Source organism: Pseudoalteromonas sp. GCY (assembly GCF_016695175.1).
Taxonomy (GTDB): Bacteria; Pseudomonadota; Gammaproteobacteria; order Enterobacterales; family Alteromonadaceae; genus Pseudoalteromonas.
Map to the genome: position 1 here is coordinate 2996685 of NZ_CP068023.1, position 24969 is coordinate 3021653.

A 24969-nucleotide genomic window follows, 5' to 3' on the forward strand; every position below is an offset into this window, starting at 1 on the left:
CAAATGCGGTACTCTGTTTTAGGGTGAATTATTGGGGGATATTTCTGTGAATTATTTGGCGCATTTGTACTTTGCTAAACCGACCGCTGCATCACACTTTGGCAACTTACTCGGCGACTTTCAAAAAGGTGTGGATATACAAGCACTGCCTAAACCCGTGCGACTTGGCCTACAAACACATAGGCAAGTCGATAAATTTACCGATAGTCACTCGATTACAAAATCTGCTAAACAACTTTTTTCGCCCGCGCGTCGCCGTTTTGCAGGCATTGCACTGGATGTGTTATATGACCACTTTTTGATTAAACACTGGCAGCAATATCACAGCACCTCGCTTGACGACTTTAAACGTCAGAGCTTTTCCTTGCTTCACGATAACTTGCACATCATGCCTGCGCACATGCAACGAGTCGTTAGCGCAATGACACAAAATGATTGGTTTGCCACCTATGAATCCGTAGTTGGTGTGGGCCATGCGCTCGATAACATCGCCAAACGTATTCGTTTTCAAAACCAATTTGCTGGCAGTGAAAGAGATATTACAAAGCACTATCAACAACTAGAATCAGGATTTAATGTCTTTTTTCCACAATTAATTGCCCACATGCAACAACTCATAGAACCTGAAATTTAGAGTAAATACTCCTCTATATTTGCTCCATGGTTATCAACTATAATGCAGATATGTTTGTTGGTAATGGGGTTTATTGCAGTGTTAAACAGAGTTAGGTTGCTTTTTGTCCAAGCACTATTTACGCTATTTTTACTTTTAACTCCGTTTTCCACCCAAGCCAGTGCACTATTACCCACGCTTGAAACGTTAAAGCAGCTGTTAACCGATAACCCATCCGTTGCGCTTGAAGAAATTGACACACTCCTAAACAAAAATACGACTCCAACTTACCTTTCAGCAGCTTGGTTTAAACTCAGCCTAATGAAGATTGAAGCCCATTCTTTGCTTGGCCATTATGAAACTGCTTATCAGGCGATAGATGAGCTCAATCAGGTGTTAGATAAGGTGGCAGACCCTGATGCAAAGAGTAAATTATTATTGAGTCACGCCACGTTGCTACTTAGTCAAAATCGCGCGACAGAGGCAGAAGAAAAGCTTGAGCTGGCACTCAACACCACCTCTCAAGCCGATGAGCGGTTAATTGCAGATATTCATGATCGCCTTGCTCATATTAACCGCTTTCGGGCAAACTACCGCAGCGCGCTAAATCATGCTGAGCAGGCCATCCAAATTGCAAAACGCATTAATGATGTTCCGCGACTCGCAGGTTTCTATAACCAAATTGGCATTGTTTACGATTACATGGGCCAAATTGAGCAAGCTATCAGCTTCCATGAACAATCTCTTATGCTTCAGCGCAAACGCAATAACCAGCAAGGGATCTCCAACTCACTGTACAACATCGGCGAACTCTACCGTGATTTAGAAGAATTTCCTCTTGCACTGTCACATTTTGAACAGGCACTCAGGGTCGATAAGCTATTAGGTAATCCGCGTCATATCGCCAACAGCTACGGTAAGATTGGCCAAGTTTTATATCAACAGGGAGAGTATAAACAAGCTCAGGTGTTTATTCTAAACGGCCTTGCCCTAACAAAAAAAATGGAGGCTGACAGCGACACGGCTTGGCAATTAAGTAATTTAGTCAATGTTCAACTAGCTCAAGGTGATGTGAATAAAGCCTTAAATAGTGCAAATGAAGCGCTTACGCTTGCGATAAAATCCGGTGCCAACCGAACAGAGCGCACCGTTAGGCTGGCACTTGCTAATGTCTATTTGGCTCAAGATAAAAGTGAAGACGCCAAAGAACAGCTTGAACTATTGCTAGAGCAACCTCAGCTTGGCACTCAAACTCAAAGTGATATTCACAAACAGCTGGCCGCAATTTATCAACAAGCAGGCGAGTTTGAAGCCGCACTTACTCAATTAAAACAATATCAACACGCACAAACTGAACTAAAGAAGGTTAGCGATAAAAACAAAGCGTACAAAATGGCATTAAACATAGAACTTGTGAGAAAGGAACAAGCACTTAGCCTGTTACAAAAAGAGCAGTCGCTGCAACAAGCAAATTTAGAAAACCTAAAGTTGCAGCGCGGCTTGGCCATCGCCTCTGCTCTGCTGCTGCTCGCAGGGCTTGCCATATACTTTTTAAGACAACGCCAGAAACAAAAACTAGAAGCCTTAGAACAGCACATGGCCGCGCGAGCTTTGGAACAGAAAAACCAGTTGCTCGCCGATATTTCTCACGAGTTGCGTAGCCCGTTAACTGGACTAAAACTGACAATTGAGGCGATGCAATTTAATATCGAACCTGATATTGATGTCGCCTATAAAAAAGTGAACAGTAAAATCAACCAACTAGATACCTTAATCTCAGACATTTATCAATCCGCTCAGTTTGACAATAATGTGATGTCGTTAGAACTCAGGCCGCTTGATATAAATACCATTGTTAAGGATTGCTGCGCAGAACTCACGCCTGTTTTTGCGAAAAAGCAGCAATCTCTACGCTGTAATTTAAGTGAGCAAGCCTTGCAGGTAGAAGGCGACCCACAGCGTCTAAAACAGGTCATCCTGAACCTTTTACGGAACAGCCATTTTTACACTGATGCAGCGGGAACCAGTCTAATACATACACGCTTAGTCGACTCATATGCCATTATCACAGTGGAAGATTCAAGCCCAGGAGTAGCAACCTCGGAGCTAGATAAAATTTTTGAACGACTTTATCGCTGTGAACACTCCAGAAGCCGGGATCTTGGCGGCTCGGGGCTTGGACTTGCCATTAGCAAACATATTGTGTTGGCGCATCATGGTTCTATCAACGCCAATCATAGCCCGCTTGGCGGGCTACTCGTTGAAGTGAAGCTTCCGATTAAATCCGCTCAAAACGATATAGGCCACGCCAAATCACCGCAGTGATCTCACCTTTGTCATTCGTTTCAATGGTGACATCTGCGCCCCCTTCAAGCTCAATCAGGGTGTCTTCCTCTGTGGCAACAAATGCCATCAGGTTATCGCGGGCCATATCTAAGACGTTAAATCGCGTCCCCTCTCGGGTGATTTTCATTTTAAACTGATGATCTTTCTCATAAGCATACAAACCTTCCAATTGCTTTGCGCGTGCCTCAGGTAATGTAATCGCTGTTATTTTTTTACTGCGTAGAAAATCCCAGCCGTAATGTTCGCTGATAGCGATGCGAAGCTCACCAAATACGGTACTCGCTGAGTCGCCATTGGACATCAACACCATACCCTCACCTTTTTCTACATACGCTTCAAAGCGATTGCTAAAACCTTTATTTTTACCACCATGAGTGAAGACAAGCCCTTGCTCATGCTGTTCAAGTTCTGGTCCCAAACCCCATACGTCATGATGAACTTCAAGCATTTGCTTCGCCAGCTCTGGCGTGATGGGCCCCACGGTATTGCCGGCATACGCTTGTTGTACGGCCATAATATATTTAGCGAGATCCACCGGAGTGGTCCAAAGGCCAGCAGCGGCTTGTTCTGGATAAACATGCCAGTCTCCCTCGACTTGCTCACCTTTATCGTCAAACGCAGCACTGGCTTTTGACCATAACGTTTTCGGTAGTGGTTGCGCATAGGTACTGTTGTGCATCCCTAGCGGAGTTAAAATTGCCTGTTGGACATACTCTTCAAATGGCATTTTTGTCACGTCTGCCACGAGCAATTCCATTACGGTGTAGCCACCGCCAGAATAGCGCCAAGCTTTACCTGGCAAAGTGTCAACCGTCACTAAGTCGGTATTGCCTTTACCCATTAAGACTTCAACATCCGTTGGAATTTTACTACCACGCACGTAGCCCGGAAAACCATGTTGAGTGAGCCCCGAGGTGTGAGTCATTAACTGTCTCAAAGTAACGGGATTGGCTTTGGTAAATTCGTTTGTTGGTACTTTCCAAGAGGTGAGATATTGATTAGCGTCAGCATCTAAATCGACTTTACCATCTTGCGCTAACTTTAATACCGCAAGCGCTGCAACGGGCTTACTAATTGACCCTGCCTGAAACAGAGTTTCAGTGGTCACTTTACGATGTTGCTTTTTATCTGCAATGCCATAACCCTCAGCCCACACCACTTTACCATCTTTGATCACAGCCAGGCTTAAGCCCGGCAAATGCGTTTCTTGAAGACGCGTCTGCAAATCTACAGGTTTATATTTTTGGCCTTCCAATTGCACTCTAGGAAAAAGGTTTTGTGCAACTTGTTGAACTTGATTTTGAGCCGAGTCAGTGGCGAAGGATGCCTGACTTAGCAAAGACGAGCAAAATATGGCGCAGTACAATAGTTTCGACATGATATTTCCCTTGTTATTATCGTTATTCACTCACTTTACACATTGATAAATGTGCCGTGAATGAATAACAGTATAATCATGAGATGAAGAAAAATGCACCTAAATCAACTTTGTGCCTGAGACACTCGGCGATTAACAGGGTAACGCTCAAAATCCTCCCAGTAATGAATACCACCTATCATCTCTTTTACTTGGTAGCCCAGTTTTGCAAGCTTATACGCGGCCTTTGTCGCGCCATTACAACCAGGACCCCAACAATAAACCACGATTGGCGTGACCTTGTCATACTTAGTCATCGTCAGTTCGCTTATGTCTGCGCTTGGCATATTGACTGCGCCTTGAGCATGACTTTTGGCAAAGGCTTCGTTCGACCTGACATCAAATAGCACAAAATCCTGCTGCCCCGTTAACATCGCCTGATAAACATCAGCACAATCCGTTTCGCAAGCCAACTTCATTGCAAAATACTGTGATACATCTACTTTCATCTTCTAACTCCTATTTAAATAACCTGAGCTGCGGATAATTATTTAACCTCAACCGAGGTCAACTACGTTACGCATTCAATCGGCGTTAATGAATTCATATTTTTTGAAGGCGATGTTCATCATTTCAGAATAGGCAATCGCAGCAAGCTCATTTAAACTGGTGGTATTCAATACGTGATTGAGTTTAGTGCAATGGAGTTTTACCATTTAAGGTCGTTTGTTGCGGTTGCAGAGGCCCAAAATCTAACGGCAGCAGCGAAACGACTGTACACCACACCACCTGCTATCAGTGCCCATATCAAAGCGCTTGAGGAGGAACTCAATACCCTGTTGTTTCACCGTTCTAGCAAAGGGATGCAGCTCACAGAGCAAGGTAAGATATTGCTAGACAAAGCCAAGTTAACGCTTGCAAGTGCAAATGATTTAATGCACACCGCAACGCAAGCCAAAACACTGCTCACTGGCGAGTTCAGACTTGGCTTGAACCACCCTATTGGCACCTCGAGCGAACTTGGCACACTGATAAAAACCCTCAACCAGCACTTTCCAAGTCTTTCTTTTTCGCTGGAATTACTCTCAAGCGGTGTCATCGTCGACAAACTCAGCGATGGACTGCTTGATGGTGGGGTTATTTATGGCGAAGTACCTGCTCATTTTAGCGCTGTACCGCTCACAGAAGTTGCAGTTACCACTGCTTATCCTGCATCTTGGCCTACGCCATCACATAAAGCCGAATTGGCACAGATGACGTGGATACGTATGGGAAAAGGCTGTCCTTTTGATAAGCAACTTGATCAACAGCTAAGTGAAGTAAACGCGGTAAATATTAATGCTGCGGATGAGCGCTCCCGCTTGGCTTTAGTTAAGGCAGGGCTCGGCGTGAGCTTTATTGAAGCCAACGCCATTGCAGATCAAGGAGCAGAGGTTGCCTTGTCTAGTTTGCTAGACTTTTCGCTCCCCGTACATTTTGTTGTGGTAAATCAAGCGCTCACAGAGCCTAAAGTGAACGCCGTGTACCAAGTCGTTTGTGCATCTATTGATGCTACGCAAGGATAATCCCCTGCTGCTTTTTCGGCATTTTTTCGACTACAAGGCGAAATGAGTTATCCATCATCCGCTCAAGTTCTCCAGTTGGAATGGAACCATCGAGCACCACCGTGTTCCACAGCTTTTTATTCATGTGATAACCCGGTAACACCGCACTAAAAATGTCTCGCAGCGCTTGCGCTTCATCAGGATCGCATTTGAGATTTATGCGCCAATGGGGATGCTCGTCATCTTCTTTACCCATTTTACCAAGCGCCAACGTCGCGAACATTTTGTCCTTCACTTTATATACATCAACGCCTTCACCAAAAGGCTTACTTACGCTGGTATAAGGTTTTGCAAGCAAGTAGTCGTGTACTTGTTGATGGTTCATCTTATTCTTCTGCCTTTAGATTAATCGTTGCCGCTTAATAGTAAAACATAATACCAAGCGGCGTAGTAGCATAAATTACTCAACCTGAGGTTTGAAGAAGAAATACGCTAACTCATTGTTTTGAAGCTCAGGTTACTCAGGTTGTGGTGCCTGTCCTTGCCAACTCCAACTTGGAAATAGTTCGCCATTCACGACGGCATTATTACCAGAAAACAGCGAGTGCGGTCTTTCTTGCGTTACCCAATTTGTCGCAAAGGAATGCTCCAACTCAAAAACCACGTTACCAAAGAAGCTGTAAGGCCCTGACAAGGTCGAGTTTCTATAAGCAGCAAACAAGGTTTGGCCGCCCATCATCAGTTCACCAACACTACTTTGCTGGTCGATTTCGGCGGCGCCTTTACTCCAGATCATCAATAGGTTTATATGCGACTGCCCATCTGCTAAAAAGTAGCCATTTCCAGCAACTTGTACTGCGTCGAACTGGTTCCCTTGGGTACTTCTAGCATTGGCGGTGTCAAACACATATGCTGTCATCGCCTGATTGCCGGCTACAAATTCAGCAAAAGCGCCCCCTGCTATTTTCACTTTAGCTTGGTTAAGATTACTTAAGTAAAGATTACTATTATCTGTCACGATATAGTGGTATTCAGGCTCAGTGCCTTGCACTTGAGTCGCGACATTATCCAATCTTGCCATTCCCTGCGCCGTCACCGTTACGCTACTTTGCTGAGCGGTGCTAACAAGCCCTAAGTTATTGAGCTTAGCCGAGCCAGACTCCACTAATATGGTCGGCTGCACGCCGCTTAGCGTCGCAGAGATAACATCTTGAGTATTATCAGACCCGGAAATGGTGATACCACGTCTCGTGATCTTAATTGGGCCCTGACATTGTCCTTGAATAGCAAAGGTAATTTCATCGACAGGCCAACTTACTTGCTCAACGGCACGTTTCAGTAAGCTGGGGTTGGTATGACAGTTGATAGCAAAAGTGTACGACCCACTGATACTTTGTGATGCGACTTGCTTTGCCAAGACATGTAGTCTTTTGACATCGCTGTCATTTGTATCCTTTGCAAAAACATGCGAAGCGTAGATAGCGGATGCAACCAAACTGGTTGCAAGTATGCTTGTACTTAATTTCATTTCCTTATCCTTTACACGGTTAATCCTGCCAATTGCAGTACCCTAAATCCTAATACAGATCCTTTGTTTTGCTAGATATAAAATGCACTGTATATTTAAACACTACTGACACTCCCTGACACAACATCGTGGTTTACTCTTTTCAAACTCAAAAAGGAGAAAGACCATGCAACAAAATGTCGTAGAGATTGTAAAATTTAAATTGGCTCTTGGTGCTACAGAGAGTGACATTATGGGTGTAAACCCAGCATTTACCGAGTGGGTTGAACAGCAACCTGGTTTACTATATCGTTCGTTGACTAAAGACAGTCAGACTGGCGAGTATTTAGATATTATTTATTGGCAATCGATGGAGCATGCTAAAGCGGTTTCGGTGCAATTCCCAACAACCGAAGTATGCCAAAGATTAACGCAATACATAGACAGCGAGAGTGTCACTATTAGTCACAGTAATGTACTCTCTCAAACGCCATGTAGCGGTTAATTAATCTGAGATTTGAATAACAAGGAAAACTCGTGCATAAATCAGAACGTCTCTTTCAGTTAGTGGATCTGCTCAAGGGTCGACGATTAGCGGTTACCGCTAAATCATTGGCCGATCACTTTACGGTATCTGAGCGTACGATTTATCGCGATATTCAGGACTTACAAAGTTCTGGCGTGCCAATTGAGGGGGAAGCTGGTGTCGGCTATATTATTGGTGACTACCCACTGCCCCCTATGATGTTTAGCTATGATGAACTCACCGCATTGTTACTTGGTAGTAAAATGGTTGGAGCGTGGACGGATCCCGAATTAAGCGCGCATGCAAAAGCGGCCATTGCCAAAATAGAGGCCGTGCTACCCGCTCACCTCAAACAACAGCATGACCACTCCCCTTATCTGGTTTCGAGTTTTAAACACGGACCACAACAACAATCCTTTAGCGCTACACTTAGGCTCGCCATTGCGGCTAAGCGGTGTGTACAACTTGAATATCAAGACGTTGCAAAGCAACAAACCCAACGTATTATCGAGCCACTCGGCTTGGTTTATTGGGGTGGAAAGTGGACGCTGGTCGCATTTTGTCAGCTCCGGAGTGATTACCGTGAATTTCGCTTGGACCGTATCACCGCGATACATAAAAGTGAGCTGTTCTTTACCGTAAGTCCTGATAAAAACCTCAATCATTATGTTGAGTTAGTTAAAGCTAAATACGCCGAAGAAATTGCACAGTACCAATGCCAAGCGCCTGATAAAAGTAGCAACTAATTCTAAGCTCACTGCCCGATTCATATTTTGTTACTAATACTTGCGCATCTGAAACCAACCTTTTCAAACTGCACCGCGACTAATTTTGTAAATCAGACTTATTCCTTCGAGGTGCTTATGAAAACCACAAAATCAATACTCATAATTTCGGTAACACTGGCTTTGAGTGCCTGCGTTGGCTACTCCAATGCAAATCCAACCGAGCCGCAAACGCAAGGCAGCTACCAGCTTGTCGCTTACCAAGACTGTAACCCAATAATCAAACACACCATGGACGCCGAACAGGTTGCCGCATACAAAGCACTCAAAGCGACAGAGCTTGATGTGTCAGCTTCTGAGTTACCGATGAAAGATACTGAAGACAAGCTCGCACTGCTCAGCAAAGAAATGGAAGCCATTAGTAAAGAGGCCATACAAGAAGATGACGATCGACTTGTGATCAATAAAGCGCTACTAGCTAAACAAGAAGAAAAGGCCAAGCAGATTGAGGCAGTAATTGAAAGTCACGCCGCTAATTTTGATGCCATTGACGACTATGCCGAAAAAATCGAAGCCGCAGCAAATCGTTTTGATAAAGCTTTAAAACCCATAATTGGTGACTTAAAAGAGGTCAATATTAATATCATCGAACCAGGTGAAACCCCGAGTGCCCGTTGCCTCGCTTCAAACTAAGCAAGTTGAACTGGCCGAATGGAGGAAAATATTCCTCCAACTGTATTTGCTCATCGCTGCTCTTACTATTTAGACAAATTGGTATGGACTTTAACTGACAGGCGGTTTTGAGCAAAATATGGTTACTTATACATTCAGTAAGGACACTATTTTAAAATCTATGCTGTAGAGTTCCTTACTGCAATGTTAAATCAGGATCTTTTCTTCTAGCCAATCACAGCGGTGTTAGTATAATTTACCGGTAAATTTATCTTCACCACACAAAAATGCGCGCCTTACCTAACGGGAGATACAGTGGTAATATTTGGTGTCGGTTCAACTGGTTTGTCTTTTACGGGCAGTAACTATAGCGTGGTTTCCTCAATCCTTTGAGTACAGAATTAAAGCTTAGACGGCATCTTTGGAATACACAAATTAGTGGTAGGCATCTGATTTAAATACGATATTAAAATGTTATACCTCTCTTTAGTAAGTAAGTCATATGGAAAAAATAGTTGTAGGTTTAATCGGTGTTTTACTTGGCGTTCTTTTAAATGAATATTTCCGCAGAAATGCCAGAATAGAGAAGTACTCAGAAAAGGTCTTTGAAAAACGCTTGGAAGTTTACGAGAGCTTTTCAAAAGAAATCAGTTTAGCCGCGTCAGTCATTTCAAATTTAGTTGACTCGGAAGATTTTAATGCTGAACAAAAAAAGAATTAGCCTTTAAAGCGGGTCTAAAAGTAATGGAGTTTACTGATAAGCATAGCTTTTACCTTAACGAAGAGATTATGTTGCACTGTGGCATGGTTTTTGTTGAGGCTAGTAACATTTTTGATGACACCATTGATGCTGATAAATTGAAAGATTTCCGCAAAGGTATTAAAGATGCACAGTTAATGATTCGTAGCGAATCGGGGCTAACTGAAATGGATAATTTCTTTTCAAAACTGACTAAATCTACCCCTGGAGGCAAATTGATTGAGGGGTATCGAGCTATTAAGAAACAGTACGAAAAGTCAGAGATATAACAAACGCTTTAGGATGGATTCGCACTCTCGGCGATTTTAGTTTAATTTAGCTTTTGTGTTTACAAGTTGTAGTAAGTAAAACCTGTATGTTCTGATGACAGGTTTTAACGCCCATCCAAGTGCTACGACATACTTTTCTTTGATGCCCAAAGAATCGTTGCGCAAAAGAAAAGGCACTCCCAACATCACACTGTACCCTCTCTACCTCACCAGAAAAACATAACTGCTCGGCGGGTGAACCACCTCCCACAAAACTATTTAGACTGTGAGTTAGGAGACTACGCTGATAATTTTTGTAACCCTTGCAAACAGCTTTATTGATGAAGTCGTAGACGATCTCAAAAGCAACTTATTTCCCCCTCCATCACACCCGAAAATCCTAAGTCGATATGCAATGTGCCGACAGGATGTCGGCTAAGTCTTGTCTGGCACAGGGAGGTGCCTTACAAGACGGTTGCACTATATCGGCTTAGGATTTGAGGATTAAGTGTGATGCTGGGGCGACGTTTTCTTGGTTCGTTCTTTTTTGTCGTTTTAAAAGAATGAACGAGGAGCGCATGGATGCGCTTTGATATTAAACATGGAGGTTTATTTTGCTAACGGCTGGTAGCTCGAAATCTATCGTGAAGCCAGCCCGTCCTCCTGACGGATTTCGACGCCCATCCATGGGCTACAACTACCTTTTCTTTACTTGCCCAAAGAATCGTTGCGCAAAAGAAAAGGCACTCCCAACATCACACTGTACCCTCTCTATTTCATCACAAAAGCATAACTTCTCGGCGGGTGAACCGCCTCCCACAAAACTATTTGCACCGTGGACTAAGAACACTCTACGCTGATAGTTTTTGCAATACTTTCAACCAGCTATTTTGCTGATGGCATTGTGAACAGCTAACAGGCGACTTACTCCCCTCCATCACACCCGAAAAGCATAAACCGATATGCAATGTGCCGACAGGATGTCGGCTAAGTCTTGTCTGGCACAGGGACGTGCCTTACAAGACGGTTGCACTATATCGGCTTAGGATTTGAGGATTAAGTGTGATGCTGGGGCGACGTTTTCTTGGTTCGTTCTTTTTTGTCGTTTTAAAAGAATGAACGAGGAGCGCATGGATGCGCTTTGTTACGAGCCATGGAGGGTAAGGCTAATATGTCCTCCTGACGGATTTCGACGCCCATCCATGGGCTACGACTTACTTTTCTTTGATGCCCAAAGAATCGTTGCGCAAAAGAAAGGGCACTCCCAACATTACACTGACTCCTCAAGTAAATCACCAATGTGAACGTCACCGCGGTGTAAGGGCCATCCTTGGCCCTGTCACCGCTTTTCACGCATCCATGCGTTGAAATGACTCATTGGCAATTTACTTTCGGGTGTGATGAGGGAGGAAAAAACTGTGCTGAGAGCTTTTTTGGTGCTTGCAAGCTACTTAGCTGCTTTTAAGAGAAAAACCAGAACGCACGGTCAATATCACACCAGAAAAACTTAACTTCTCGGCGGGTGAACCGCCTCCCACAAAACTATTTGTACTGTGAGATCGGAGCCGCAATTTTTTGAGCTTGTAAACTACTCTATCGCTAATAAGAAAGTGGAAATTCCACAGGCGACGTTTTCTTGGTTCGTTCTTTTTCGTCGTTTCAAAAGAATGAACGAGGAGCGCATGGATGCGCTTTGATACGAACCATGGAGGTTTATTTTGTTAACGGCTGATAGCTCGAAATCTATCGTGAAGCCAGCCCGTCCTCCTGACAGATTTCGACGCCCATCCATGGGCTACAACTTACTTTTCTTTGATGCCCAAAGAATCGTTGCGCAAAAGAAAAGGCACTCCCAACATCACACTGACTCCTCAAGTAAATTGCCAATATGAACGTCACCGCTTTTCACGCATCCATGCGTTGAAATGACCCATTGACAATTTATGTTCGGGTGTGATGAGGGAGGAAAACGGTGCTGATAGATTTTTGTGGCGCTTTTAAGCGACTTAGCTGCTTCAGGCGATAAAACCAGAATTAACAACCAGCGTTACTTTCCTCTCTTCACCACACCCGAAAAACTTAAATTGACGTCAGCGCCACACAAAATATCACCCTTAAGGCGGGTCGCAGCCATCGCAGTGTTATCCAAAGTGATATAACACTCAAGGCAGACAACAACCTCACCATCACCACCCCAGCAGGAAGTCAAATCATTCAAAGCCAAGGCAATATCACGATTAAAGGCAGTGGCTCTGGCAACCTCACCCTTGCCAATGGCGGCAGTGAAATCAGTATTGACTCAAGTGGTAACGTCAACATCTTTGCAGACAAATTACTGACCTTAAAAGGCAAAGCCATGACCGTGTTTGACGGTAGCATGGAGCAAGATATTGGCAGCAAACAAAGCGCCACTATGCCAAGTGTACCGCAAATTCAAGCGCTCTCTGAGAATGCTCGACTCTCATTGGCTGCCGATGGCATTGCCACCATGGCGAGCAGTACCATTGAGCTGTCTTATACCTATCAAGATGGCAGCCCAATTATGGGCGCGCCTTATACCATTCGATTTGCAAACGGCACAGAGCTGACCGGCAACTTAGACGACAGCGGTAAAGCAAAAATTGAGAATGCCCCGCCCGGTCAATACACCCTGCAATATGGTGAGGATAAACGCGATTACCTGCCTGAAGATAATCGCCCTAAAAACCCACTGTATGGACAAATCACCCCAGCGCGAGCGGCTGAAATGGTACGCAGCGGCAATACCGCACCACTGATAGAAGCCAATGGCATTGCAACCCAAGCAGGCGATTGGTTATGGGGCACACTGCAAGGCGACTTTAATCAAAACCCCTCCACGTCACAAATCGTGGTGGGTACCTTGATTTCCATGATACCGATTATTGACCAAGTCATGGATTTACGAGATATCACCGCCAATGTCATGTTACTAACCGACGATGATGAAGCCAACGACACCGACGCTTGGCTTGCCTTTACCCTCACCGGCATTGGTTTAGTGCCAGTAGTGGGCTCTGCAGTCAAAGGCGTGGGCAAGGTTATCTTAAAAAATACTGGAGAATCGCTCTCTGCTGCGCTTGCCGTACTGCGCAAGCTCGGCAAAGGCGACCCAGTTAAATACCTAAGAGACATCAACTGGCAAGACCTAGGAAAACAATCCGCCACGGAAGTTAAAAACATCGTCAAAAGTCTGCGCGATTCACTCAATGACATGTCTACCAGCTGGCACTACGACCTACTACTTCCAGACGCCGCCATCGCAGGCATGCAAGCCACGGTAAAACGCCTAGACGAGGTCACCCCCAAAATCGACCAGCATATGCAACAAGCCGCCCAAGAAATCGGACAGCGAGTTAATAAAGCACTGGATGAATATCAAGGCCAATCACCAATTCGAGGCGTCACTGATAAGCCCACCAAAGCCAAAGCCGATGAATTGGAGCCACCAAAAGGGAATGAGTTGCCGGGGTCTAATGTTGTCAACAGAAACACAATTATAGATCCCGATAGTGTAAATAAAATAAATGATTTAGCTAGAAAGCCTAAATTCACTTCTGATGGCAAGGTTATCCCTTTTGGTGGACAACCCTCTGACGCAATTACAATTAGAAATAAAAATAACTTGGATGAAAATGGGTACTTACACCGAAAAGGAAAGAAATTACAATATGATTCGAATGGTTTCCCCATATTTGAGAGTAAATTTGATACTCACATATCGGATCATCATATAGGCTCTGGCAAAGCCACAGAACACTTTAAAGAAGCAAATAAAAATCTTGCTATACAATTAGAGAAAAACCCAAGTCTAGCCAAGACTCTAGGTTTAAATGATGAGCAAGTAGCACATATAATGAAAAAGCCACCATCAAAAGATCCTGCAGATGGTTTGACATGGCATCATCATCAAGACACTGGCAGAATGCAGCTTATTGACAGAACTACACATGATACTTTTAGACATACAGGTGGTATGTCTATTTGGGGAGGAGGATATTAATTATGTTTAAATGTGAACCATATTTGTGGAAAGAAAATAAGCCGACTTATAATCCAAGTTACCTAAAGGAGCTTGAGTTAGAACTTCAGATTAAATTTCCGATAGAGTTTTTGAACTTCATGGAATTATACTTTGGAGATAAGCCTGTTTATTCATCTTTTGAAGTAGGAAAAGGACTTTGTTCAATCGCACACTTTCTTCACTGCCAAAATTTAGTAAATGATGATTTCGAAATTTATAGTATTTCAGATCAAAGAGAAGAAATAGATGAGTTTCTATCGGATAAAATAGTACCTTTTGCTATAACTTTTGATTCAAACCTAATCGCTTTTGACTTTCGTCATAAAATAACTGAGCCTGAAGTTATATTTATTATCTCTTCGCAACTTGAAGATGGAGATAAAGCAATAAGGCATATTAGCTCAAATTTCCATGAGTTCTTAGCTATCCTAGAAAAAAATGAAGACGAACTTTGACCTAGCAAAGTAAAAGCCGCGGGATACGGCTTTCTTAACAGACTTTGGAGAGAAGCGTGTTATGGTTGATATCGTTGCTCTATTTAACCAATTACCCCATAACCAAAGTCCTTTAAATACACTGGTGTCGCTAAGCAAGGAGCAACTCTCCTTGCCTTAAAATTCACTTTTATTTTCGTACTGCTCTAAAAATTTAAGCATGGATATTGCGCTGATAGTTTTTGAAATACTTTCAAACAGCTTTACTGCTAAAACCTTAGAAGATCTAACAAGCAACGTATTCCCCGACCGATTTTTAGAAGATACCCCGTTTGAGCAAGATGATATTTATTATGTTATAGCGCGTAATGCATGGGGCAGTTTAAAACTCTACGGGGAGAAAACCGGACATTCTCTAGAAATCAGTCCCTATTTTAATTGGATGCGAACAAAAAAAGGGAGCCAGCAAGATAATGAAGCTGGTAAGGCTAACCAAACTGCAAAAGATTTTATAGCGCTTCAAGACCCTGAGCGACTTGATATTAAAGATAACCAAAGGAAACCACTTTTTCCTGCGACATTAAAAAAACATGACCCACTCAATGCCGATGAAATGTACGGCTTTGCGCCATTTTTATTTATGGGTGGCGAGAAAAAAGTCAAGAATATTAAAAAGTGCGATATTTTTGCCCATTTGAATTTAATTGCCGACATGGGTGATATGGAAATTATTGATATGGCTTCTATGGTACGTGGCGCTATTAAGCAGCACGAATAACGCTGTATGCAAATGTGATTAGTAACGGCGCACATCACTTAATGAATCATCAAGATGACCGTATCCCCGGTTACGCATGATGATTCATTAGACACGCTTTTTAATATTAACTTACCAGTTAGCCAGGGCGGGATTCCACTTTGCTCATAGATTAACCAAAGAAAACGCTTACACCCACTATGACGAACCTCTCACTCGATTAAGCGATTGGTTATAGTGCTTTTTGTATTGCTTCGCTAAAGCCTGACTGTCTTGATAGCCAACCTGATTGGCTATCTGCTCCACACTCAAATTTGTGCTATGCAATAGCTGTTTGGTGCGAACGAGTCGCGCGAGCCGCACATACTCAAAAGGCGTCATACTCGTGTGCTGTTTAAAGCGTCGAATTAGCGTGCGCTCTGACATACAAGCTTGTTTCGCAAGGCTCTGTAAGCTATGCGAAACATCGAGATTATCGCTGATATGATGCTGTGCCTTGAGCAATTGCGCATCTCTATGTTGTAAAAAGCCACTGAGCTGCACAAACTCATTTTGACTCGCTTGCTCGTTTGGTATCGCCAGCCACGCGGCGATTGTTTTTGCCACTTCGGAACCCAGCACGTCGGTAATAAACCGCAGCATCAAGTGCAAGTAACTGTGAGCCGCGCCCGCGGTATACACCATACCGCTTTGCTCTGTTACCTTTTGGCTGTTGGGCTTTAAAACGGGATAATATCGTGTAAAAAAAGGCGTAAGCCACCAGCTACACGTAAATTGTTTTTTATCCAACAATCCTGCTGTGGCTAAAAGTGCGGTACCGCAACATCCGGCAAGTTGATAAGTCGCGGGATGAAATTCAATACCATGCTTGTTTAATTGTGCTTTGACTTGTTGGCATTGTTGCCACAACACAAGCTCTGACGAAAAGTGACTGCCGAGCCAGATAACGACATCAGCATCAGCCAATGCGCTAAATTCAGCATGACAAACAAATTCTAAACCCTGACTACTCATCACCGACTTTTGACCTGAAAGCGCAACCGTCTGCCAGCAAAACACCGTCTTACCAGCGACTTTGTTTGCCACGTTCAAAATATCAATCACACCAGTTAATGCACTCGCAAACACATGTTCAGGACATAGCAAAATCACCTTCATGGCAATATCAAACCAAAATTAGTCATTATTGACACGATAAGTTAGCAATCAATCTAGTTAAAGTAAAACCTCTTTCAAACTCAGGAGCTTTATTATGTGGATCCATATTCCGATTTTATTTTTGCTTAGCCTCACACTGCTATTATTCCTTTTGACCGCAACGAGTAGAATTCGCGCAGTCAAAAATGGTGATATTGCACTTCAAGATATTCGCTATGTTGAAAAACACGCCTTCCCCGAGCGCATAAGATTATTAGGTAATAGCTATGACAGCCAGTTTCAGCAGCCGGTGTTATTTATTGCACTACTGATACTTTTGCATATTGAGCAAATGACGGGACAATTTTGGTTTTTGCTCAGCACCGTGTTTGTCGCAGCAAGATATTGGCACAGCTACGAGCACGTACTTGGCAGTAACTTACGGTTACGAACCCTAGCATTTGGATTAAGTAGCTTTTGCTTGTTTTTTGCCTGGTTTAGCTTCTTGTTCGATAGGATGTAAAAAGTCTCTGGTTAAAGGGATTTTACACTGGCTAAGTTACGTACAAGTTTGTTACATTAACTACAACAATAACCTTAGGTTTTCGTTGTGCTGCAGTCTAGGTTGAATGGCGTCAAAATACACAGCAACTTTAGTGGGAAGCTTACGCTCCTACTCGCTTTTATTTACGGCGCCGTATTTTTGTTTTGCCCCTCAATTTTTGCGCTTGATGACAATTGCTCGCTCACGACCGCTCACGGCAACTCAATTTTGCTTACTATCAATACCACGTCTTATAGCAAAATTGAACGCGGCAACAATACCGTCTCGATAGCCTGCGATTTAAATGAAGACAGCGTTTTTTCGTTTGTAGACGTTGGCCTTAACCACCATCAGTGGCGAGTCAATGTACCTTCGCCCGTTAGGTTCTCACAGCCCGCATTTATCATTCCAAAAGGTAGGTACACCGCAACCTTAAGCTTAGATTCTATGCAAATTCATACGCCAAGATTTAGGCTGATGAGCGTGCCGAAATTTATTTGGGAAAGTCAAAAAACCAGCCTAGTCATGGGCGCATTTTATGGCCTTTGCTTTACCTTAATTTGCTATGTATTGATCATGGGTAGTCGCCTCAATGATCCTATATTTAGGCTTTACGGCGCTTATATCTTCTGCCTTTGTGGATTTGTATTGTTCCAAGAAGGGCAATTAAATCTTTTTGTTTCATCTCAGTATAAGCCATTACTCAAACACGCATATTTACTTAGTATTGGTCTCACTGTGGTTTCGGCAACCTGGTTTATGTTGAGTATCCTACTTGTTGACAAACAGTGGCCAAAACTCGTGTTGTTACTTAAAAGTGCCGCGGGTATCGTGATGCTCCTGAGCATACTTAAAATTCCCACTCAACAAGCACAATTGTCCTACTTATTAAGCCAAATTATGGCCTATATAACCCTCGTTATTGTCGCCACTATCTTTGTGCTATCAGCTCTTCAAACCAAGCGTAAAATTGGCGAAGCAAGTTTGGTTTTTGCGGCACTGAGCCTAGTATTAGTCGGTATGGTATTTCGCGTGCTGTTAGTGGGATATAGCCCATTTATGCAGCGCTATGCACTTATTTTTGCGTTTGCCATTGAGTCTTTACTGCTTGCCGTTGCGGTATCTAAACGCATAGGACGGCTCAGACAGCAAAAGCAACAAGCTGAAAATGAAGCAAATTATGATCAATTGTGCGGCATTTTTAACCGTCGAGGCTGGTACAAACAAGCCAATGTGCTAGTCGAGCAATTTAATAAGCGTGGTGGTGTTTTGGCATTATTTTACATTGACTTAGATAAGTTTAAGTTGATTAATGACCAATTTGGTCACGATGCTGGAGATAAGGCGCTTGCCCATGTTGCGACGTTTTTGTCATCAAGTATCAGAAAACAAGATATTATAGGACGCCTAGGTGGCGATGAGTTTGCAGCGCTCTGCTTATTTGACGACACACAATCTGCAGAAGAAAAAGCACACCAGCTGCAACAACAACTCAATACCTTGCAATTTAGTCATGGAAAACAAGAGGTAGCAATTCAAGGTAGTGTCGGGCGAGCATTTTCCCAACACCCGATAACAGATATCAGCGACTTAATCGCACAAGCTGACAAGCAAATGTATCAGCAAAAAACCTTATCTTAAAGCTTAGGCTGCCTTAAGGTAAGGCTCTTGGCCTTTGTGCTTTACACTACGTTGATAACTACCTTTGCCTTTTTTGCTCTTTTCAACTTTCGCCTTAAACAACGGGCTGGTTACCAACGCTTTTAGTGCGTTGTCTTTAATTTCACCACGCTGATGAGCATGCTGAAGTTTGCTTTTTTTAGTCATGACTTACTCCAAATAAGAATCATATAAATTGATAGCGTTGATGCATAATTTCCGACCATCAACAAGCGCGAATATTAACCTAAATGTTTTAAAGCGCAATGGCTTTTAGCAATAAATTTTCGTCTTCTTTGACTGCTATTTTAAAGTTAAGTTCATACCCACGCTCTATACTTAAATGCAGCCCTTTCAAGTCAAGCTAAACATTCGCGACAATGACCGATATCAAGATTGCAACCGGGATCAGCATACATTATCAGGACGAGGGAGCGCCTCACGCCCCCGTTATTATTTTGATAATGGGTCTTGGGGCACAAATGACAATTTGGCCAGATGAATTGTACTTTGGGCTAGTCAATAAAGGTTTTCGGGTGATCCGTTTTGATAATCGCGACACGGGATTATCGAGCCACTTGGATCATCTAGGTTCACCGAGTGTGATAAAAACCATGCTGAGTAAAAAGCTTCCCATCCGCGCTTCTGTTCCCTATACCTTAGAAGATATGGCCGAAGATGTTGTCGCTTTGATGGCAGGACTTAAGATTAAACGCGCCCACCTTGTTGGTGCTTCTATGGGCGGGATGATTGCACAAATCGTTGCTGCTAAGCATAAAAAGAAAGTGGTAAGTTTGACCTCAATTATGTCAACCTCAGCGTATCCCAAGTTTACCGCAGCAAATGTAAAAGTCATGCTGCAACTAGCAAAAGCACGGCCAAAGTCAGACTGCCACCAATCTGCCATTCAATACAATATAAAACTCAACCAGCTAATCGGCAGTCCTGCCTACCCTCAAGACGAAGGGACGCTACATCAACAAGCCAAACACAGTATTGAACGCGCGCACAACCCGCAAGGATTTAAGCGTCAGCTTGCGGCGATTGTCGCAAGCCAATGTCGCAAGCACACGCTGGCAAAGATCAAAACGCCTACGCTTGTGATCCATGGTACCGACGACCCAATTTTCCCCGCAGCCGCAGGTCAGCAAACCGCCGCTAATATTCGTAAGTCCAAACTAAAGCTGGTCAATGGGATGGGTCATGACTTTCCTCCAATGCTCATGCAAAAGATTGCCAAATGGGTGGCAAAGCACGTAACTAAAGCAGAGCGAAAACGATTGCAAAAGAAACAGCGCAAACTAAACGCCACCCAAGATACTGCGAATAGAAATGTCCCGAAAAATCAATCAAACACACCCCAACAAAAAACAGATCGCAATAAATAACATCCCTAACATTATGCCCTGTAAAGCCTGACAGTGCTGACCTTCGCATAATAATTTAAGCTGAGTTCAGAACACTAATTCTGACCTTGTCGTTAAATTAAAGTAAATTTCTATTTGACAAACGTACATAAAAACAACAAAAATTAAACCGTTCCAAATTCATTTTGGACTCCAGAATAAATATAACCATGGATACAACATCAACAGATATCAGCCACAAAAAGTGGAACGATACAAAAGAGGTCAACATGAACATCATTAAAGTTAAAACGCGATTCCAACGCTCTCTCATAACAACCGCTTTGGTGAGCTTGGGATTAAGCTCGGCGCACGCAAACAGCGATCTGACTACTGCCAATGCCGCTGCTATCAGCGTTTCAGGAGAAAACCAACCCTATGAGGGCAAAGTCAACGCATTTGATAATAATCACTACAGCAAATGGCTTACTTTTTCAGCTTCAGGTTGGATTAGCTATGCGTTTAGCGAAGCGGTTAATTTAACAGCTTACACCCTCACTTCCGCGAACGATGCGCCACAAAGAGATCCCAAAAATTGGATGCTTCAAGGCTCTCAAGACGGTCAAGTGTGGTTCACTATAGACTCGCAAAATAATCAAAGTTTTGCTTCGAGACATCAAACTAAACAGTTCGATGTCAGTACCAATCAAGCGTACCGCTTTGTGCGCTTAAATGTTACCGCAACGCAAGGTGCCAATTTATTACAGCTTGCAGAAATCGAATTTATCGGTGCTCCGGCAAACGGTGATACAACCTTGCCATTTAACCGAAGTGGTAGCGTTACCCCTGGTCAATGGGCGCATTTTGGGCCATTTACAAGCTCAGCTCCTATCACAGCAACCTTGACTGGCAGCGGTGATGCGGATCTATACCTAAAAGCAAATAGCCAACCGACCACCGCAAGTTATGACTGCCAAAGTATCAATGATGCCAGCTCGAACGAGCGCTGTGATATAAGCTCAAATGCGCCGGTTTATGTTTCTGTATACGGTTTCCAAAGCGCCAATTATGAATTAGCCGTCAGTAGCGATAGCACACCACCAAACGACTCGTGGCAACGTCCGGAAGTAAACTTTGTCGATGTAAACCCTGAAACACAAGGCTCGGCATTATTTAAACGGATCATACCAAGCCCAGCTGCACATATGGCCGAGCGCTGCGTAGATGTAGCAAAAGTGCTATACCGCGACGCCAGTGAATCCCAGCGTTTTAGAAAATTGCAGTTTGAGTTGAGAGCCAAAGATCATTGGGGTAAGGATTTCGTTGCCTATAAGATGGGGCAAGACGGTTCGGGTGAGATGACTATCGTCGTTAGCACCGCGCACTTAGAGCGTATTTATCGCGATAATAATAACAACGATGCCGTGATCCGTGATGAAATCGACGGCATTTTATTCCACGAAGTCACCCATGGTTACAATAACTCGCCGCTGACTCATGACAGCTATGGTGATGGCAAGGCAAACTGGGCATACACCGAAGGTCTAGCTGATGCCGTGCGGATCGGTGCTGGTTTTCATAAGTCACGCTCACCAGATATCATCAACGCTAAACGCTGGCTTAGTGGCTACACCACAACTGGGTTTTTCTTACATTACGTCAAACAACAGCACGACTCTGAGTTTATCTACAAGTTTAATAAAGCAGCGAAAGATATGGGCAATTATACTTGGTCATTTGATGCTGCATTTCAACACATCTTGGGCCGGGGTGTTGAAGATCTATGGAATGAATATGTCGCCTTTATCCAAAATGACGGACAGCTAGAGTATTAATTTTTAAATAGTAACTCTGCCACGTAAAAGAGCCAAAGAGATTCCTCTATGAGACTCCTTTACGTGGTATTCGTTAATTTTGTTGCGCCTGCTCATGGGACATCGTTTTCAATTTAATCGCGAGTCCACAGGAGAAGTAAATTTTTACAACTCCAACAATGATCAAATGAAAATTTGGGTGTGAAAGCAAATCTAAGTCATAAATATAGGCTGCTTTTATTGGCGCGTCGCCATTTTCTATCATGGCGACTAGCCAATGATAGATTGCAATACCCTCTTTGATCACCCCGAGCACTATCAAGGCTACGCCCGTTAAAAACAACAAGCGACAATACCATAACGCAGTTTCTAAACCCGGACAGCGTAAATTACGAAATGGAATAAATTTCATGTCAGTCCTTTATTTACCTTTTGATTGCTCGATTTTGATTAACTCAATGGTATGGTACAGCAAAGATAAATCTCCTTCTTTACCATGCCCTGGTACAACTATGTTTGCGTCTGAATAACGGCTCAATACCTTGTGTATAGACGCTTGCCACTCGTCAACCGAGGCGTCCTCCAAGTTACCCAAATTTTTACTTGCCACACTTTTCACAAAGCATCCTGCGAATAAAATTTTAGATTGTGGCAACCACACGACAATATTGTCTTTCGAGTGCCCTGCACCTGGGTAATAGGTTTCAACGACACCTGACTTAATCGCTGATGAGGCTTGCAGCAGATTATGTAACGCGATTGCGCTGTGTTTTTGGGTTAATAAATGATTAGTTTGGGCTGATGCATAGGTTGGGATCTGATGTTTATTTAATACCGCTAGACCACCGCTTGCATCTTGATGGTAATGCGTGACCACCACCCCTTTAACATTGAGCTTGCGGTCCTCAGTCCATAATAGCAGCGCTTCTGTGTCTTGCTCGGTCCAAGGTGTATCAACAATGTACGCATCATGACCGTCGACCACAACCAGCCCAGAGCCTGCCACTAACCCCCAAGGTTCAACGTGCAGCGAAGATTCATGTTTATAAACATGCTCTGCAATAGGCGTTACCACTAAAGTCGATGCTTCCGTTGCAACTGCCACACTGGGTAACAAGAATAAGAAAGGTGCTAAAAACTTCATCTGAAGCTGTTCGTGTTAATTAAAAGTGACGAAAGACTATCAAGTTTAAGAATATAAAGTCCAGCGAAATGAAACGTCAAACTGCTAAATAACAGAAATCGACTTTTTGATGTGAACAAAATGCGAGTGGATGAATTTTTATGTTTTCTATAGTTTGGTCATTAGTGCTATATACGCCTAACATAGTTTCACATCAGGCGTAATAGAATTGTAATCTGAATGAGTTCAGATGAGCAGCAGCTCTTAAACCATATCTTTTGGAGAGATACAGTAATGCTTACCTGTTGGAGGTGGATTACATGCCATTAGACCAGTTAATGTATCTGTACCCCTTGCACCAGCAACATCATTGGTTTGAGATGCCGTGATTTCTTTACCTAGCAAACTTTTTAACTTAGTTTTTTTAATAGTTAGCTTCATGTTACTTCCTTATCTTCATTGTTATAATCAAGTAACACTCTACATAAAAAAATCAAAATAGCAACCAAAATAGAAACAAAAAATCTTTTTTAAATTTCACTACACTAAGGAGCGCTTCACTCTAAACTAATTTTAAATAACATTTCCGTTATTCTCTAAATTTAATCAGCATCTCAAAATCTAAAAAAGTGCGCGGCAATCTAAAAACCGCCACGCAAGTGGTTGGAGAAGTGTAAATTAACCTACAAGTGCGAGTAAAATACCAGCAGCAACCGCACTGCCCAATACACCAGCAACATTAGGGCCCATCGCATGCATCAGCAAGAAATTGTGGGGGTTACTTTCAAGGCCTACCTTATTAACCACACGAGCAGCCATTGGTACAGCAGACACGCCAGCCGCGCCAACCAATGGATTAATTGGTGTGTCGCTAAACTTATTCATGGTTTTAGCCATTAACACTCCGGCCGCAGTACCAATTCCAAAAGCCACAGCGCCTAACGCTAGAATCCCCAACGTCTCAACCGTTAAGAATTGATCAGCGGCCAGCTTTGAACCCACCGCCAGTCCGAGGAAAATAGTGGTGATATTAATCAACTCGTTTTGCGCCGTTTTACTCAAGCGGTCTACTACACCACACTCTTTCATCAAGTTACCCAAGCAGAACATACCAACCAAAGGTGTTGCTGCAGGTAAAAACAGTATCGTTAGGCCCAGTACCGCCAGAGGAAAGAGGATTTTCTCGGTTTTTGATACATGGCGCAGCTGCGGCATCGCAATCTGACGCTCTTCTTGCGTCGTAAGTGCTTTCATGATTGGTGGTTGAATAATTGGCACTAACGCCATATACGAATAGGCTGCCACCGCAATTGCCCCTAGTAACTCTGGTGCAAGCTTAGACGCGAGGAATATCGCAGTTGGTCCATCTGCACCGCCAATAATGGCGATTGCTGAAGCGTCTTGCAGGGTAAATTCAAAGCCCGGAATATAGTTCAGCAAAATAGCCCCAAACAAAGTGGCAAAGATCCCAAACTGAGCAGCGGCACCAAGCAACAGCATCTTGGGGTTGGCTATCAAGGCACTAAAGTCCGTCATCGCGCCCACCCCCATAAAGATCAGCAAGGGGAATACTCCGCTGTCTATACCAATGTAATACACGTAGTATAAGAGCCCACCTGGATCGGCAAGTCCAGCAACAGGAATATTCGTGAGTATGGCACCAAAGCCAATCGGCACCAATAGCAACGGCTCAAAGCCTTTGGCGATCGCAAGATACAAAAGTCCGCAGCCCACTGCCATCATGCAAAGTGCAGGTACGGTGAAGTTGGCAAGCCCTGTTGCTTGCCATAAATTAAGTAACCCTTCCATCACGGC

25 protein-coding genes and 2 pseudogenes are annotated in these 24969 nt (G+C 43.4%); 16 read left to right on the forward strand and 11 right to left on the reverse strand.

Annotation, left to right across the window (positions count from 1 at the left end; translation table 11 throughout):
* Positions 1 to 46 precede the first annotated feature (46 nt).
* Both JJQ94_RS18750 and JJQ94_RS18755 read left to right on the forward strand, forming a co-directional pair.
* Positions 47 to 634: an acyl carrier protein phosphodiesterase gene (locus tag JJQ94_RS18750; protein WP_099031576.1), complete on the forward strand. Its 588-nt coding sequence runs from the start codon at positions 47 to 49 to the stop codon at positions 632 to 634.
* 96 nt (positions 635 to 730) lie between these two features.
* Complete coding sequence (locus JJQ94_RS18755) at positions 731 to 2938, forward strand: tetratricopeptide repeat protein (RefSeq protein ID WP_236596517.1); 2208 nt, start codon at positions 731 to 733, stop codon at positions 2936 to 2938.
* On the opposite strand, the gene JJQ94_RS18760 is transcribed toward JJQ94_RS18755, so the two are convergent.
* Together JJQ94_RS18760 and JJQ94_RS18765 are read right to left on the reverse strand one after the other, a co-directional pair.
* Entirely contained in the window at positions 2892 to 4337 is a 1446-nt protein-coding gene (locus tag JJQ94_RS18760) for a serine hydrolase domain-containing protein (protein ID WP_099031574.1), read from the reverse strand. The two genes, JJQ94_RS18755 and JJQ94_RS18760, sit on opposite strands and share 47 nt — an antisense overlap.
* Positions 4338 to 4441: 104 nt before the next feature.
* Positions 4442 to 4825: a rhodanese-like domain-containing protein gene (locus tag JJQ94_RS18765; RefSeq protein WP_099031573.1), complete on the reverse strand. Its 384-nt coding sequence runs from the start codon at positions 4823 to 4825 to the stop codon at positions 4442 to 4444.
* A gap of 174 nt (positions 4826 to 4999) precedes the next feature.
* Between JJQ94_RS18765 and JJQ94_RS18770 the strand changes: the two genes are divergently transcribed.
* Positions 5000 to 5881 carry a LysR family transcriptional regulator gene (locus tag JJQ94_RS18770; RefSeq protein WP_099031572.1) on the forward strand — a complete coding sequence of 294 codons (882 nt, stop codon included), beginning with the start codon at positions 5000 to 5002 and terminating at the stop codon, positions 5879 to 5881.
* Here the strand turns inward: JJQ94_RS18770 and JJQ94_RS18775 are convergent.
* Positions 5868 to 6245 (reverse strand): MmcQ/YjbR family DNA-binding protein, encoded by a 378-nt coding sequence (locus JJQ94_RS18775; protein WP_099031571.1) that lies wholly within the window; start codon positions 6243 to 6245, stop codon positions 5868 to 5870. The two genes, JJQ94_RS18770 and JJQ94_RS18775, sit on opposite strands and share 14 nt — an antisense overlap.
* 132 nt (positions 6246 to 6377) lie before the next feature.
* The gene (locus JJQ94_RS18780) at positions 6378 to 7388 is read right to left on the reverse strand and encodes a hypothetical protein (RefSeq protein WP_099031570.1); all 1011 of its coding nucleotides are present in this window, start codon (positions 7386 to 7388) and stop codon (positions 6378 to 6380) included.
* A gap of 166 nt (positions 7389 to 7554) precedes the next feature.
* On the opposite strand from JJQ94_RS18780, the gene JJQ94_RS18785 reads away from it, so the two are divergent.
* The 3 genes from JJQ94_RS18785 to JJQ94_RS18795 all read left to right on the forward strand — a co-directional run bounded on the left by JJQ94_RS18785 (position 7555) and on the right by JJQ94_RS18795 (position 9311).
* On the forward strand, positions 7555 to 7872 hold the full coding sequence (locus JJQ94_RS18785) for a hypothetical protein (protein WP_099031569.1): 318 nt from the start codon (positions 7555 to 7557) through the stop codon (positions 7870 to 7872).
* A gap of 32 nt (positions 7873 to 7904) precedes the next feature.
* Positions 7905 to 8639: a helix-turn-helix transcriptional regulator gene (locus JJQ94_RS18790; protein ID WP_099031568.1), complete on the forward strand. Its 735-nt coding sequence runs from the start codon at positions 7905 to 7907 to the stop codon at positions 8637 to 8639.
* 117 nt (positions 8640 to 8756) lie between these two features.
* Entirely contained in the window at positions 8757 to 9311 is a 555-nt protein-coding gene (locus JJQ94_RS18795; RefSeq protein ID WP_099031567.1) for a hypothetical protein, read from the forward strand.
* A gap of 228 nt (positions 9312 to 9539) precedes the next feature.
* Here JJQ94_RS18795 and JJQ94_RS24385 read toward each other — a convergent pair.
* Positions 9540 to 9659, reverse strand: a pseudogene (locus JJQ94_RS24385) (transposase); the annotation flags it as partial.
* Between the two features lie 133 nt (positions 9660 to 9792).
* Between JJQ94_RS24385 and JJQ94_RS18800 the strand changes: the two are divergent.
* The 6 genes and pseudogenes from JJQ94_RS18800 to JJQ94_RS18820 all read left to right on the forward strand — a co-directional run bounded on the left by JJQ94_RS18800 (position 9793) and on the right by JJQ94_RS18820 (position 15552).
* Positions 9793 to 10011 carry a hypothetical protein gene (locus JJQ94_RS18800; RefSeq protein ID WP_099031566.1) on the forward strand — a complete coding sequence of 73 codons (219 nt, stop codon included), beginning with the start codon at positions 9793 to 9795 and terminating at the stop codon, positions 10009 to 10011.
* A 23-nt stretch (positions 10012 to 10034) separates the two neighbouring features.
* Positions 10035 to 10319, forward strand: coding sequence for a hypothetical protein (locus JJQ94_RS18805; protein ID WP_099031565.1), 285 nt, complete (start codon positions 10035 to 10037; stop codon positions 10317 to 10319).
* 3211 nt (positions 10320 to 13530) lie between these two features.
* Positions 13531 to 13795: pseudogene (locus JJQ94_RS24390) on the forward strand (HNH endonuclease); the annotation flags it as partial.
* Positions 13796 to 13941: 146 nt separating this feature from the next.
* Positions 13942 to 14319, forward strand: coding sequence for an HNH endonuclease (locus JJQ94_RS24395; RefSeq protein WP_330873193.1), 378 nt, complete (start codon positions 13942 to 13944; stop codon positions 14317 to 14319).
* A 2-nt stretch (positions 14320 to 14321) separates the two neighbouring features.
* Positions 14322 to 14795, forward strand: a complete 474-nt coding sequence (locus JJQ94_RS18815) for an SMI1/KNR4 family protein (protein ID WP_099031805.1) — start codon at positions 14322 to 14324, stop codon at positions 14793 to 14795.
* 199 nt (positions 14796 to 14994) lie between these two features.
* Positions 14995 to 15552: a T6SS immunity protein Tdi1 domain-containing protein gene (locus JJQ94_RS18820; RefSeq protein WP_236596518.1), complete on the forward strand. Its 558-nt coding sequence runs from the start codon at positions 14995 to 14997 to the stop codon at positions 15550 to 15552.
* A gap of 177 nt (positions 15553 to 15729) precedes the next feature.
* Here the strand turns inward: JJQ94_RS18820 and JJQ94_RS18825 are convergent, their stop codons facing one another.
* Positions 15730 to 16689: a GlxA family transcriptional regulator gene (locus JJQ94_RS18825; RefSeq protein ID WP_099031806.1), complete on the reverse strand. Its 960-nt coding sequence runs from the start codon at positions 16687 to 16689 to the stop codon at positions 15730 to 15732.
* A 94-nt stretch (positions 16690 to 16783) separates the two neighbouring features.
* Here JJQ94_RS18825 and JJQ94_RS18830 point away from each other — a divergent pair, with 94 nt between their 5' ends.
* Both JJQ94_RS18830 and JJQ94_RS18835 read left to right on the forward strand, forming a co-directional pair.
* On the forward strand, positions 16784 to 17191 hold the full coding sequence (locus JJQ94_RS18830) for an MAPEG family protein (protein WP_099031807.1): 408 nt from the start codon (positions 16784 to 16786) through the stop codon (positions 17189 to 17191).
* Positions 17192 to 17278: 87 nt separating this feature from the next.
* A complete protein-coding gene (locus tag JJQ94_RS18835) occupies positions 17279 to 18853 on the forward strand; it encodes a sensor domain-containing diguanylate cyclase (protein WP_099031808.1) in 1575 nt (524 codons plus the stop codon).
* A 3-nt stretch (positions 18854 to 18856) separates the two neighbouring features.
* Here the strand turns inward: JJQ94_RS18835 and JJQ94_RS18840 are convergent, their stop codons facing one another.
* Positions 18857 to 19039 (reverse strand): alternative ribosome-rescue factor A, encoded by a 183-nt coding sequence (locus tag JJQ94_RS18840; protein WP_010606219.1) that lies wholly within the window; start codon positions 19037 to 19039, stop codon positions 18857 to 18859.
* A gap of 212 nt (positions 19040 to 19251) precedes the next feature.
* Between JJQ94_RS18840 and JJQ94_RS18845 the strand changes: the two genes are divergently transcribed.
* Together JJQ94_RS18845 and JJQ94_RS18850 are read left to right on the forward strand one after the other, a co-directional pair.
* Positions 19252 to 20259, forward strand: a complete 1008-nt coding sequence (locus JJQ94_RS18845) for an alpha/beta fold hydrolase (protein WP_099031809.1) — start codon at positions 19252 to 19254, stop codon at positions 20257 to 20259.
* Between the two features lie 248 nt (positions 20260 to 20507).
* The gene (locus tag JJQ94_RS18850; protein WP_099031810.1) at positions 20508 to 22052 is read left to right on the forward strand and encodes a basic secretory protein-like protein; all 1545 of its coding nucleotides are present in this window, start codon (positions 20508 to 20510) and stop codon (positions 22050 to 22052) included.
* 73 nt (positions 22053 to 22125) lie between these two features.
* Here JJQ94_RS18850 and JJQ94_RS18855 read toward each other — a convergent pair whose 3' ends face one another.
* The 4 genes from JJQ94_RS18855 to JJQ94_RS18870 form a co-directional block, all read right to left on the reverse strand.
* Complete coding sequence (locus JJQ94_RS18855; protein ID WP_099031811.1) at positions 22126 to 22443, reverse strand: hypothetical protein; 318 nt, start codon at positions 22441 to 22443, stop codon at positions 22126 to 22128.
* 9 nt (positions 22444 to 22452) lie between these two features.
* Positions 22453 to 23175, reverse strand: a complete 723-nt coding sequence (gene bla / locus JJQ94_RS18860) for a subclass B1 metallo-beta-lactamase (RefSeq protein ID WP_099031812.1) — start codon at positions 23173 to 23175, stop codon at positions 22453 to 22455.
* Positions 23176 to 23418: 243 nt separating this feature from the next.
* The gene (locus JJQ94_RS18865) at positions 23419 to 23595 is read right to left on the reverse strand and encodes a hypothetical protein (protein WP_172439986.1); all 177 of its coding nucleotides are present in this window, start codon (positions 23593 to 23595) and stop codon (positions 23419 to 23421) included.
* Between the two features lie 237 nt (positions 23596 to 23832).
* Complete coding sequence (locus tag JJQ94_RS18870; RefSeq protein ID WP_045989904.1) at positions 23833 to 24963, reverse strand: sodium ion-translocating decarboxylase subunit beta; 1131 nt, start codon at positions 24961 to 24963, stop codon at positions 23833 to 23835.
* Positions 24964 to 24969: the final 6 nt, after the last annotated feature.